The sequence below is a fragment of the Anthropogastromicrobium sp. genome (assembly GCF_037349415.1).
In the GTDB taxonomy this organism is placed as follows: domain Bacteria; phylum Bacillota; class Clostridia; order Lachnospirales; family Lachnospiraceae; genus Anthropogastromicrobium; species Anthropogastromicrobium aceti.
Genome location: NZ_JAXWCK010000027.1, coordinates 110,386 through 123,051, shown reverse-complemented (window position 1 = coordinate 123,051; position 12,666 = coordinate 110,386). Strand labels below are relative to the sequence as shown.

General features: G+C 42.7%; 10 protein-coding genes, 1 riboswitch and 1 other annotated feature. All 10 genes read right to left on the bottom strand.

The genetic code is table 11. The annotated features are described in order from the left end of the window. Positions 1-93 precede the first annotated feature (93 nt). Positions 94-1,416, bottom strand: a complete 1,323-nt coding sequence (gene aroA, locus WJP93_RS05490) for a 3-phosphoshikimate 1-carboxyvinyltransferase (RefSeq protein WP_337547253.1) — start codon at positions 1,414-1,416, stop codon at positions 94-96. 25 nt (positions 1,417-1,441) lie between these two features. After that, positions 1,442-2,653 carry an LL-diaminopimelate aminotransferase gene (locus WJP93_RS05485; protein ID WP_118613665.1) on the bottom strand — a complete coding sequence of 404 codons (1,212 nt, stop codon included), beginning with the start codon at positions 2,651-2,653 and terminating at the stop codon, positions 1,442-1,444. A gap of 26 nt (positions 2,654-2,679) precedes the next feature. Next, a complete protein-coding gene (locus tag WJP93_RS05480) occupies positions 2,680-3,234 on the bottom strand; it encodes an ANTAR domain-containing protein (protein WP_337547252.1) in 555 nt (184 codons plus the stop codon). A gap of 66 nt (positions 3,235-3,300) precedes the next feature. Continuing rightward, positions 3,301-4,635 (bottom strand): type I glutamate--ammonia ligase, encoded by a 1,335-nt coding sequence (glnA, locus tag WJP93_RS05475; RefSeq protein ID WP_337547251.1) that lies wholly within the window; start codon positions 4,633-4,635, stop codon positions 3,301-3,303. Between the two features lie 312 nt (positions 4,636-4,947). Next, positions 4,948-6,384 (bottom strand): proline--tRNA ligase, encoded by a 1,437-nt coding sequence (gene proS, locus WJP93_RS05470; RefSeq protein WP_118613669.1) that lies wholly within the window; start codon positions 6,382-6,384, stop codon positions 4,948-4,950. A gap of 62 nt (positions 6,385-6,446) precedes the next feature. Next, positions 6,447-6,654 (bottom strand) — a binding site (T-box leader). A gap of 58 nt (positions 6,655-6,712) precedes the next feature. Continuing rightward, positions 6,713-8,032, bottom strand: a complete 1,320-nt coding sequence (locus WJP93_RS05465; RefSeq protein WP_337547250.1) for an aspartate kinase — start codon at positions 8,030-8,032, stop codon at positions 6,713-6,715. Between the two features lie 44 nt (positions 8,033-8,076). After that, the gene (locus WJP93_RS05460; protein WP_337547249.1) at positions 8,077-8,820 is read right to left on the bottom strand and encodes an RluA family pseudouridine synthase; all 744 of its coding nucleotides are present in this window, start codon (positions 8,818-8,820) and stop codon (positions 8,077-8,079) included. Position 8,821: 1 nt separating this feature from the next. Next, the gene (gene metK, locus WJP93_RS05455; protein ID WP_066563530.1) at positions 8,822-10,006 is read right to left on the bottom strand and encodes a methionine adenosyltransferase; all 1,185 of its coding nucleotides are present in this window, start codon (positions 10,004-10,006) and stop codon (positions 8,822-8,824) included. 140 nt (positions 10,007-10,146) lie between these two features. After that, positions 10,147-10,259, bottom strand: a riboswitch (SAM riboswitch). Positions 10,260-10,351: 92 nt separating this feature from the next. Continuing rightward, the gene (locus WJP93_RS05450) at positions 10,352-11,656 is read right to left on the bottom strand and encodes a UDP-N-acetylglucosamine 1-carboxyvinyltransferase (RefSeq protein WP_337547248.1); all 1,305 of its coding nucleotides are present in this window, start codon (positions 11,654-11,656) and stop codon (positions 10,352-10,354) included. 408 nt (positions 11,657-12,064) lie between these two features. Next, positions 12,065-12,652, bottom strand: a complete 588-nt coding sequence (locus WJP93_RS05445; RefSeq protein ID WP_262537933.1) for a flavin reductase family protein — start codon at positions 12,650-12,652, stop codon at positions 12,065-12,067. Positions 12,653-12,666 lie beyond the last annotated feature (14 nt).

Here is a 12,666-nt window from a genome sequence, read left to right as displayed (position 1 = left end):
TCTAAAAAAATTTACCGCCCATAGAATCAACTATGGGCGGTTTTTGTTACAGTTTGCGGATAAACTAATTAACTTTTTTCATATCAATGTGTTTCACATCTGTATTTTTTCAACAATCTCATCAAGCACATCAAAATAATGCTCGAATGTCTTTTTACAGCACATCGGATCGTTAATGACTATTCCCTCTGCGCGCAGTCCTACAAGGCTAAAGCCCATTGCCATGCGGTGATCGTCATAAGTCTGGATCAGTGCCGGCTTTGGCGTTCCCGGCCATATCGTGATACTATCTTCGCCTTCCTCGCAGTGAATACCCATGCGTGTTAGCTCTGTACATATTGCCGCAATTCTATTGCTTTCCTGCAGGCGAATGTGCGCGATTCCACGTATGGTAGTCGGTGTATCAGCAAATGGTGCAATTGCCGCCAATGTAATAGCTTGATCTGAGCAGCTGTGCATATTTACATCCACACCTTTTAAGATACCGTTTGCTGGTTTGCTGACGCAAATTCCCTCTGGTGTATCTTCACAGATGCAGCCCATTTTTTCAAGAATATGAACAAATTCAACATCTCCCTGCAGTGATTCTTCATGCACGCCAGAAACTGTAATAGAAATGCCAAGAAGTGCTGCCATGGCATAAAAATAACATGCAGCAGATACATCTGGCTCTATATCGTACTTCTTTGCCTTATAACTTCCCTGCTTAGCAATTTTGTACACACCATTCTCAGACTGTACCTTTATTCCAAACTGCTCCATCATACGCACCGTCATGTCGATATAAGCCATGCCATGAGTTCCCTCTACCCTAATTACAGACTCTCCTGCATATGCGCCAAGCGATATAAGCAGTGCACTTAAAAACTGGCTGCTGTCATTAATATTAACGCTGACATCAATACGCTTTTTCTCATTATCACTAGCATCGATAAGCAGCCCTGCACCTGTCACTGCAAACGGAAAACGACCATCCTGTCCCTCAAACAAAAATGATGCTCCGATGCCAGTCAGCGTCTTTAAAAGCGGTCCCATAGGGCGCTTTCTCATCTGTGCAGATGCATCCATATAGTGAGTTCCCTCTGACAGCCCCAGAAATGCTGCTAAAAAGCGCGCTGCTGTTCCGGCGCTTCCGACATATATAGCGGCATCTTTTGCCGGTACCTGTCCTCCATGACCATTTACAGTAACATTACAGTTATCCTCTTCTACCTTTGTTTCTATTCCAAGCTTTTGCACACAGTCCAAAAAATGTCTCGAATCATCAGAAAAGAGCACGCCCGAAAGCGCACTCTCTCCTTTTGCGAGCGCTGCTAAAAGCAGCGCCCTGTTTGTAATACTTTTTGATCCGGGCACATGAACTGTAATGCTTGTCTGTTTGATTTCGTTTATTTTTTTTACGCGATATTCTTCCATACAAAGCAGCCCTTCCTCTTTCTAATCACATCTTTACAATTCTCTCAATTGCCTCTTTAGTATTCTCGGCACTTCCAAATGCAGTCAGACGGAAGTATCCCTCTCCGCTTGGTCCAAAGCCTGATCCTGGTGTACCTACGATATTAACAGTCTCAAGCAGGTAATCAAAGAACTGCCAGCTTGTCATGCCGTCTGGTGTCTTTAACCAGATGTATGGTGCATTCACGCCTCCTGATACACTGTAGCCTGCGCTCTTTAAACCTGTTAAGATCATTTTTGCGTTATTCATGTAATAATCAATCTGTGCCTTAAGCTCAGCCTGTCCCTGAGGAGTGTAAACTGCCTCTCCTGCACGCTGAATGATATACGGAGCACCGTTGTACTTAGTTCCATGACGTCTTGCCCACAATGGATTAAGTGCAACACCATCACACATCAATTCCTTCGGGATTACAGTAAAGCCAAGACGCATTCCTGTAAATCCGGCATTCTTAGAAAAGCTTCTAAGCTCAATTGCACATGTTCTTGCACCTTCACACTCATAGATGGAATGTGGAATATTTTCTTCTGAAATGTAAGCTTCATAGGCTGCGTCGTAGATGATAACTGAACCCTTCTCATTTGCATAGTCAACCCACTTCTGAAGCTCATCCTTTGTGATAACACTTCCTGTTGGGTTATTCGGATAGCAAAGATAAATCAGATCTGGTGTCTTTTCTGGCAGTGCCGGCGTGAAATTGTTTTCCTGTGTACACGGCATGTAAATAACATTGCTCCATGTCTCGGTCTTTGGATCGTAAACGCCAGTGCGTCCTGCCATAACATTACTGTCAACATATACAGGGTAAACAGGGTCACATACAGCAATAACACTGTCTGCCGCAAAGATTTCCTGAATATTTCCGCAATCACACTTCGCACCGTCAGAAACAAATACTTCATCGATGTCTACATGGCAGCCTCTGTCCTTATATTCCTTTGCAATGGCGCTGCGAAGAAACTCATATCCAAGATCTGGTGCATAGCCATGAAAAGTCTCTGCATGACCCATCTCCTCTACTGCCTTATGTGTAGCTTCGATAATAGATGGTGCAATTGGCTGTGTTACATCACCAATTCCTAAACGAATAATCTTCTTATCTGGATTTGCTGCACTGTAAGCAGCTACTTTCTTTCCAATTTTTGAAAACAGATAGCTTCCCGGAAGCTTCAGATAATTTTCATTTACTCTTGCCATTCTTCTCCTCTTTCCGCCGTTACGGCTTATACATTTTTCCCCAATATGGAAAGTACCATCTGGGCTGTCTCTATCATATTTACCCCGTTTGCCATACTGCTTTTTTGCAGATAACGATGTGCTTCTTCCTCTGTCATGCCCTTTTGCTTCATCAAAAGATCCTTTGCAAGCATAATCTGCTGCTTATCAAGCACATTTCGCTGTTTTGGCTGTTGACGTGCTTTTTTCTTTCGCAGTTCACTTTCTTCTATAGCCGCATCAACACTTGCAAGCAGCTCATGCACCCTAAGCGGCATAGCTACGCATCTAATCCTTTTATCATCTACCTCACTTGTAAACCGCCTTGAAGCAAGAAGCAGCATATCAAATTGTTCCGACAAATCCTCCCTAAGCTGACTATAGATCATGTCGGTCAATCGGTATCCGCACACAACTACTCCATTATGCAGATCATCGGCATATTGAAGTGTCTGAGCACCCGAGGTACAGACAGCAACAACGGGGAATCCATTTTTCACTAAAATATTTCGGATACTTTTTGCATCCTCCGGCTTGGGAAATGCCACTATCACATTTGTCACTGAGATTCCCCCTTTTACACATAACATTTTCGTGCTGCAGTATCTGTTACATCAAAATATTTACACTTAATACTTGTTTAGATACTGCCGGGTTTCCCAATCAGTTACATAAGCCTGATACTGACTTACCTCACGCCTTTTTGCACGAACATATTTGCCGGAAATATACTCGCCAAGCGTCTTCATAACAAGAGGATCATTTTCCATTTCCTCCACTGCCTCTGATAAACTCTTTGGCAGACGCTTTAAATTCAGCTTCTCACACTCTTCTTCACTGAGGCGATAAATATTTAATTCTGTTGCTGCCTGTGGCATTAAGCCCTTTTTAATTCCTTCAAGACCTGCTGCAATGATACCAGCAAATGCCAGATAGGAATTTACACAAGGATCAGGATTTCGAAGCTCAATATGCATATCCTTTGCAGATGTTCTTGGAACGCTGATTAATGGTGAGCGATTGCCTGATGACCATACAATATAGGCCGGTGCTTCATTTCCCGGAACAATGCGCTTATAGGAATTTACAAGCGGATTTGTTACTGCTGTCAATCCTCTTACATGTGCCATGATACCTGCCATAAAATGATAGCCTAGCTCACTAAGTCCATATGAATCAGCTGGATCGGACAAAATGTTATTGCCTTCTAAATCCATAAGCGTCATCTTAAGATGCATACCGCAGCCATCTGAGTCATTCATCGGCTTTGGCATAAATGTTGCATGCAGTCCATGACGGCTGGCAATAGTTTTGCATGTCATGCGAAATGTCACTATATTATCGGCTGCTGCAAGCGCATTCACTGGCTGCAAATCAATCTCATGCTGATAAGGGGAATGCTCATGATAGGAGCTTCTTACATCAATTCCCATATCCTCTAGCGCAAGAATAATGTCTCTTCTTACATTCTCGCCTGTATCAAGCGGTGCCACATCAAAATAAGAACCATGTCCCTGCGTCTGCAGCATCACCTCTCCGTCTGTATCATATGGAAACAGACAAAATTCACATTCTGGGGCAATATAAGGATAAATTCCCATTTTGGCTGCCTCACGGATAACCTGCTTTAATATATAACGGCTGTCCCCCTCAAATGGCGTTCCATCACACTTATGGATATCGCAGATCAGACGGGCAACCTTGCCTGTCTGAGGTCTCCATGGAAAGATCTCAAACGAATCCAAATCAGGATACAAGTACATATCATCTTCTTCGATTCGCACAAATCCGTCAATGCCTGAGCCATCAAATGAACACTCATTATTAAGTGCCTGCTCTAGCTGTCCTGCTGTAACTGCAATATTCTTTACGGTTCCAAACACATCTGTAAACTGCAGACGTATAAATCCAACGTCCTCCTCATCTACCATGCGTAAAATATCTTCCTTTGAATATTTCGACATACTGATGTTTCCTTTCCAACTGATTACTCTGCTATCTGGTGGCTAACTCATGTTTCAGTTTACTAACCTACCATTTTGACAGTGGGGGCAAACTCGTTGCCCCCGTTGGCATGATACTATAGTAGCACATCTTTGCTGTATCTTCTATATTTTTTTCACAATTAAAGTAACTATTCAGAACCCCATTCGCAAAATCGCATCTTCGATGCTTCTATTTTGCTCATGTGGTTACCTCGCCATATAAAATTGCTATTCTGTCTGAATGCAAGCATTCACAGAAAGCAATTTTGCATGGCTCTGAATAGTTACAAATTAATATGCTTTGCCCCATACAACCATTTTCTTTGCTTTCTTTCCGCAGCATACACATACATCAGAAAGCTCTTCCTGCTCAAACGGCATGCAGCGGCTTGTTGCTGACAGCTCTTCCTTTACCTTATCCTCACATGCGCGGTCACCGCACCACATAGCCTTTACAAAACCTGGCTTATTTGCAAGAATATCCTTAAACTCTTCATAATTTGTTGCTGTATAGGTGTGAGCATCTCTATGTGCTCTTGCTCTCTCAAGCATTTCCTTTTGCATAGTCTCAAGAATCTCACCTACCTTCGCTGACAGTTCCTCAAAGCTTACGGTGATCTTTTCTCTTGTGTCACGGCGAACAATTACTGCCTGTCCTGCCTCGATATCCTTCGGACCTACCTCGATACGAACCGGAATACCACGCATCTCTGCCTCTGCAAATTTAAAGCCTGGTCCCTTATCAGAATCATCGATAGTTGTTCTGAAGTTCTTTGCTAACTCTTCCTTAAGTGCATATGCCTTATCCATAACACCTTCCTTATGAGCTGCAATCGGAATAACTGTTACCTGAGTCGGAGCAATTCTTGGCGGAAGAACAAGACCGCTGTCATCTCCGTGAACCATGATTAACGCACCGATGATACGTGTTGTCATACCCCATGAAGTCTGGTAAACATGCTTAATCTTATTATCCTTATCTGCAAAGGTTACATCAAATGCCTTTGCAAAACCATCTCCAAAGTTATGGCTCGTTCCAGACTGTAAAGCCTTTCCATCATGCATAAGAGCCTCGATAGTATAAGTAGATACAGCACCTGCAAACTTCTCCTTATCAGTCTTAACACCCTTAAGAACAGGAATAGCCAGTATTTCCTCACAGAAATCAGCGTAAACATTTAACATCTGGATTGTTCTTTCCTCAGCCTCCTCTGCAGTTGCATGAGCAGTATGACCTTCCTGCCATAAAAACTCTCTTGTTCTTAAGAATGGACGAGTCTCCTTCTCCCAACGAACAACTGAACACCACTGATTATATACACGCGGCAGATCACGATAAGAATGAATGTCTCTTGAATAAAAATCACAGAATAATGTCTCAGAAGTTGGACGTACACACATACGCTCTGGCAGCTCTGTCAGTCCACCGTGAGTAACCCAAGCTACCTCTGGTGCAAAACCTTCTACATGATCCTTTTCCTTGTCAAGAAGACTCTCCGGAATAAACATTGGCATTGCCACGTTCTGTACACCAGTTGCCTTAAAACGTCTGTCAAGTTCATGCTGGATATTCTCCCAGATTGCATAACCATATGGCTTGATTGCCATAAATCCCTTTACGCTTGTATAATCACACAGCTCAGCTTTCTTTACAACGTCTGTATACCACTGTGCAAAATCTTCATTCATTGAAGTGATTGCTTCTACTAATTTCTTTTCCTTTGCCATGTTAACCTCCATTTTTGATTCGGGTGGATAATAGGAAAGTCCCCTGTCAGCAATTTTTACTGACAAGGGACCAAATCATTCTTTGCTTCGGCGGTACCACCCTTATTAAAACCATGCGGTTTTCTCTTTTTTATGCCTGTAACGCTTGGCTGCGTCCAGTTTCCTGGAATGCTCCAAAGTAGGTTCGTTCCCGCGCATTTGTATGCTCTCACCAACCGCATACTCTCTGTGAAACCGCCTGAAAGTACTATTCTTCTTCATTGCACCATGCAGATTTATAATCTGAATGGTTCTATCTTACAAAACAAAATTTGATTTGTCAACCAATTTAGAGCTGAGAAACTACAAAAATATCATAAATTGCTTTGATTGCTGTCTCAAACTCGGAATTTTTTACACCAACGATGATGTTGATCTCGCTAGAACCCTGATCAATCATCTTTACATTTACCTTTGCATGAGCTAATGCTGAGAAGATGCGTCCTGCTGTTCCTCTTGCCTCTCTCATACCACGTCCTACAATTGCAATAAGAGCAATATCCGGTTCAAGGTCAAGCACATCCGGGTGAACCAGATGCTTGATTTCTGTCAATACCTTCTGCTCTTTTTCCTCAAACTCGCTCTGATGTACAATAACAGTCATGGTATCAACACCACTTGGCATATGCTCGAAGGAAATACCATATTTTTCAAAAGCTTCCAGTACCTTTCTTCCAAAGCCAATCTCTGCATTCATCATATCCTTCTCGATATTGATTGCTACAAAGTCCTTCTTTCCTGCAATACCAGTAATTGTATACTTCGGCACATGACATGTCTTTTCCACAATCATGGTTCCCTTGTCTTCCGGTGAATTTGTATTTTTGATATTGATCGGAATACCTGCCTGACGTACTGGGAAGATTGCATCCTCATGAAGAACGGAAGCTCCCATGTAAGAAAGCTCACGAAGCTCCTTATAAGTGATTGTTGTAATTGGCTCCGGATTTCTAATGATACGCGGATCTGCTACCATACAGCCTGAAACATCTGTCCAGTTCTCATACAGATTAGCATTTACGGCTCTTGCAACGATAGAACCAGTTATATCAGAACCGCCTCTTGAGAATGTTCTAATGGTGCCATCCTCCTCTGCACCAAAAAATCCTGGAATTACGGCACGCTCTACTTTCTCAAGACGCTTAGACATAATCTTGTTTGTGACAGCTGCATTAAAGGAACCATCATGATTAAAACGAATAACCTCTGCTGCATCTACAAACTCATATCCAAGATAGTTTGCCATAATAATACCATTTAAGTATTCACCACGGGAGGCTGCGTATTCCTTTCCAGCTTTTGCTGCAAACTTTGACGCAATCTCCTCAAACTGCGTGTCAAGTGAAAGGGTTAGTCCAAGACCGTTAATGATCTCATTGTATCTTGCCTGAATTTTAGCAAGCTTATCAGAAAAATCTTCGTCCTGCTCTGCAGCTGCATAACATGTATAAAGCATATCGGTTACTTTAGTGTCACCAGAAAAACGCTTTCCCGGTGCAGATGGAACCACATAACGTCTGTCGGTGTCGCTGCAAATGATGTCTTTTACCTTTGTGAACTGTTCTGCGCTGGCCAGAGAGCTTCCGCCAAACTTTACAACCTTCTTCATAATCGTATCTCCTCAACAATTAGTCTGACCGCAGTTATGTCTGATCACCTTCCATTAACTGCTGTTATATTGGTATCATCATTCCAGGAAAATGTCAAGTATTTTCCTGTTATCGGATGTCGAAATGACAATTGTGCTGCACATAAAGCGATTGCACCGCGTGGTCCATGCGCATTTGCACCGCCATAACGCACATCTGCTGCAATAGGCATACCCGCATGAGAAAGCTGTGCACGAATCTGGTGATGACGCCCCGTTTCAAGCACAATAGACAAAAAATGCCACCCACCCTCTGGTGAAGGATTGATTGCATATGGCAATAATATCTCACCTGATTTCACTTCTTCTCTTGCAATCTCTTTCCATGTTAAAACGGCTTTTTTTGCCAATGGATCTGCCTTACTTGATACTGATGTTGTACCTGTTCGCTTATCTGCCGTTAAATAATCCTCCAGCCTGCCCTCACATGCTGGTACTATTCCACTTACGACAGCTTCATATTTTTTTGAAAAATTTTCTGTCTGCAGCTGTGCACTTAAATCTGCTGCAGCCTTTTTTGTCTTTGCGTAGACCATCACACCGGCTACAGGACGATCTAATCTGTGTACGACAGCCAGATATGGGTTATCTGTCTTTGTTTTTGAGGACAAATAACCACGAAGAAGACTTTCTTGATCCATCGCAAAGCTTTTTCCACGCTGAGATTCCATGCCAAAAGGCTTTTTTACTACGAGAAGGTGTTCATCCTCGTACAGAATGAACACCTTCTGATTGCTGTATCCTGCCATCTTATGCCAGATACTTCTTCAGCGCTTCTGCCTTATCAGTCTTCTCCCACGGAAGATCAATATCAGTTCTGCCGAAGTGGCCATATGCTGCTGTCTGAGCGTAGATCGGACGTCTCAGATCAAGCATCTTGATGATTCCAGCCGGACGAAGATCAAAGTTTTCACGGATAATATCAACGAGCTTTGAATCCTCTACTGCGCCAGTTCCAAATGTATTTACCATGATAGATGTCGGATGTGCAACACCGATTGCATAAGAAACCTGAATCTCACAGCGCTGTGCAAGACCTGCTGCTACGATATTCTTTGCAACATAACGTGCTGCGTATGATGCTGAACGGTCTACCTTTGTACAGTCCTTTCCAGAGAAAGCACCGCCGCCGTGTCTTGCCATACCACCATATGTATCAACGATCAGCTTTCTTCCTGTCAGACCGCTGTCACCCTGTGGTCCGCCTATAACAAAACGACCTGTTGGATTTACGAAAAACTTGGTTTTCTCGTCTACTAAATCTGCCGGAATTACCTCGTCAAATACATACTTTTTGATATCCTCATGGATCTGATCCTGCGTTACATCTGGATCATGCTGAGTAGAAAGAACAACTGCATCAAGACGTACCGGCTTATCATTCTCATCATACTCAACAGTAACCTGAGTCTTGCCGTCTGGTCTTAAATAAGACAGTGTTCCATTCTTACGAACCTCAGTCAGTCTGCGTGCCAGCTTATGTGCCAAAGAAATCGGATATGGCATAAGCTCTGGTGTTTCGTTGCTTGCATAACCAAACATCATACCCTGGTCACCAGCTCCTGTATCCAAATCGTCCTTATCCTCACCAGTTTTTGCCTCAAGAGACTTATCAACACCCATTGCGATATCAGTAGACTGCTCGTCAAGAACTGTCATAACCGCACAGCTGTCTGCGCTAAAGCCATATTCAGCATCGGTATAACCAATCTTTCTGATAGTATCTCTTGCTACCTTCTGGATATCAACATATGCATTTGTGGTGATCTCACCCATAATCATAACAAGACCAGTTGTAGTACATGTTTCGCATGCAACACGGCTCATTGGATCCTGCTCGAGCATTGCGTCTAATACTGCATCAGAGATCTGATCGCAGACCTTGTCTGGATGTCCTTCTGTTACAGATTCAGATGTAAATAAATAATGTGCCATAAATTTTCCTCTCTTTCGTATCTTATATATGTGCAATTCACGGATGCACATTCGCAAAACTAACGTGACGTGTGAATTGCTTGCGCTAAAAAAGTCCGCCCTTAAGGGGCGGACCGACAACATTCTATTTATCCGTTCACCTCTTATTGTTCGACTGCAGGCAATGCCTGCTCGCTCAGGTTGGCACCTTCCTTTTGCAAGGGGTTGCCGTGACTTCACTGATCCTATGTATCTCCATCACTCTGAATAAGGGGGTATTCTTTTTTGCAAATGGGATTATAACCCTGTTTGCATCAAAAAGCAAGTGTTTTTTTTATTTTTTCTTTGTTGTTTATAAATCAACGATCACCAATTAGTTGTGCCATTTTTCAGGCGGAAACGCTGGATATCCTTCTCTGTCTCCACTTCCTCGATGATACCGCCAAGGCTGGTGAGCTTTTCTGCAAAATCTTCATAGCCTCTTTTAATGTATACGATGTCCTCAAGCACACTTACACCCTGTGCTGCCAAGCCTGCAATAACAAGCGCTGCACCGGCACGAAGATCTGGCACTGTAACTGATGTACCTGAAAACTGCTCGATTCCATTTATGATTGCGATGTTGCTCTCCACCTGAATGTTTGCACCCATGCGAATAAGCTCATCCACATAGCGGAAACGATTATCAAAAATACTCTCTGTCACAACGCTAGTACCGCGGGCAAGTGCCAGTACAACTGACATCTGCGGCTGCATATCTGTCGGGAAACCTGGATATGGCAGTGTATTTACTGATGTTGCATGAAGTCTCTCTTTACAGACAACACGCACAGCATCATCAAACTCAGAAACCTCACAGCCTATCTCACGAAGCTTAGAGCTTAAGCAGTCTAAATGCTTTGGAATAACGTTTTTAACAGTTATATCACCTCTTGTAGCTGCTGCAGCCATCATAAATGTTCCTGCCTCGATCTGATCAGGAATAACGCTGTACTCAGCTCCATGAAGCTTCTTCACACCTTCAATACGAATCACATCAGTACCGGCACCCTTAATATTAGCACCCATACTGTTCAACATATTCGCAACATCTACAATATGAGGTTCCTTGGCAACATTTTCAAGAACTGTACGTCCCTCTGCCAACGTAGCAGCCAACATAACATTAATCGTCGCACCTACTGATACCTTATCGAAATAAATACGCGCACCAACCAGCTTTTTTGCGTCAACAATAATCATACCATTGCTGATCTTTCCAGTTGCGCCAAGAGCACGAAATCCCTTTAAATGCTGATCAATCGGACGACTTCCGATGTTGCATCCACCCGGAAGGGCAACCTCTGCATGGTGATACTTTCCTAAAAGCGCACCAAGAAGGTAATATGATGCTCTCATCTTCTTTACATAGCTGTTATCTACAACACAGCTTCCGATTGTTTTTCCATTTAATCTGACGGTATGGCGCTCATCGCGTACTACTGCCGCACCTGTCTCACTGATTGCCTCCAGAAGGATATTTACATCCTTTACATCCGGAAGGTTTGTAACTGTTACAAACTCATCTGCCATGATCGCTGCAGCCAGTATGCCAAGCGCTGCATTTTTTGCACCGCCAATAACAACGTCGCCCACCAACGGATTCCCGCCTTTTATTACATATTGTTCCATATATTCCTATCTCCCGTTCCAATCATTAATCGGTATGTTTGGAGTCTGACAGGCTGAAAATACCGGCATGGAGCTAAAACCTCATGGCAGACATTAAATTAACATTGTCTGTTCTGCCACTTGGTTTTATTGGCAATTCAGCTTATCTTTGTCTTTGATTTTTAGTTACATTTATTTTAAGCTATAAGCGTTTCGTGCATTATGACGAATTAAACCTGATTATGACTTGCCTATTTTATCAAGTCTGTTTCATTATAACATACTTTTCGCCTTTGTAAACCTCTTCTAAATAACTTTATGACTTTTATTGCAAAAGGGACATATTCATGTAACAATTTTGTAATATTTTTCTAAAACATGCGTTTGGAATTAGTAACTGACAGCTATTGTCACTCGAACTTTTTTTCGTCAGTGCTTCTTTTTTTCCTTTTTGTCTTTCTTCTTCACACTATAGCCAAAGGTTCCAAGGATGTTGTCAAACGTCTGATATTCCCCATGTGAATATGCGACAAGGTGTGCCTTATTTAAGTCAAGCTTTCCCTTTTCGTCAAGCAGTGACTCATCAACCTGCACAGCTGTTACCTTTGCTAGAAACATATCATGGCTGCCAAGCTCAAGCACCTGCGTCACCTTGCACTCAATATTAACAGGACTTTCTTTTACAAGAGGAACATTCACTGTAGAAGCCTTTTCTCTTGTCAAACCTGTCGCCTCAAACTTGTCCAGATCACGGCCAGAGCGCACACCACAAAAATCTGCTGCCCGGCAAATTTCCTTTGACACGAGATTTATTACAAATTCCTTGTTTTCCTTTAACATATGATGTGAATAACGCTCTTTTCTAACGGAAATATAAGTCATTGCCGGATCAGAACACACTGTTCCAGTCCATGCAATCGTAATTAAATTATCATTTCCTGCACTGTCTGCAACACTTACAAGAACGGCAGGTACCGGATAAAGCATATTGCCAGGTCTCCAAATTTGTTTGCTCATTATTTTCTCACTTT